A 646-nucleotide genomic window follows, 5' to 3' on the forward strand; every position below is an offset into this window, starting at 1 on the left:
CCTTCGGATCGTGAATGGCCTTCGTGACCTGCTCTCTGATCCACTGGAACCGGCGATAAACCGCAGCCACCGCCTCGTCGGTGAAATCGAGCTCTACGCCGTCGGCCGTGATGCCCTGCCATTCAAGGGTGACGGCAACCAGCACCTCCATGTCGGCCGCATCGCGCTGGGGCCGAAACATGGGATGGTCCAGCATCGTAGGTGGGAAGCCGAAGAGGCGCTTGTTGGCCGCCTCTACCGCATCCCGGTACGCGCGACTGTACATCCCGGCGACGGTGATGGTGACGGGCCGCCCGTCTTTCGTGAACAGCGGCTCGTCGTTGTCGGTCCGAGGGTTCTTGAGGTGGACTTCCACGCCCACCTCCGCATCGTTGGCGAGATCGAAGTCAAGGAGATCCATGACGGCGCCTATGCGTGGGCGCTCTCGCCGGCCGGCGGCTGATCCCGCGAGGCCGAACGATCGTAGAGGTTGCGGTTGGCACAAGCAGCGTCAGCCTGCTCTCTCATCCACGGGAACCGGGAATAGAGATGCTTGGCCGCCTCAGCCGAGAACTCGACGGGCTGTCTGTCGCACACGATGCCCGACCACCCGAAGGTGCAGTGCGCGAGCAGTTCGACGGTTTCGCGGGTGACGAAATCCTCGTCG

Annotated in this window: 2 protein-coding genes; both read right to left on the reverse strand. The window is 63.9% G+C overall.

Features of this window, described 5'->3' with window-relative positions; all coding sequences use genetic code 11:
* Nucleotides 1-400: hypothetical protein (locus tag VP06_RS28330; protein WP_048467154.1), on the reverse strand; the 400-nt coding region annotated here is incomplete at its 3' end.
* 8 nt (nt 401-408) lie between these two features.
* On the reverse strand, nt 409-646 hold a 238-nt coding region (locus VP06_RS37415; protein WP_048467155.1), incomplete at its 5' end, for a hypothetical protein.

This window comes from Methylobacterium aquaticum (genome assembly GCF_001043915.1).
In the GTDB taxonomy this organism is placed as follows: Bacteria; Pseudomonadota; Alphaproteobacteria; order Rhizobiales; family Beijerinckiaceae; genus Methylobacterium; species Methylobacterium aquaticum.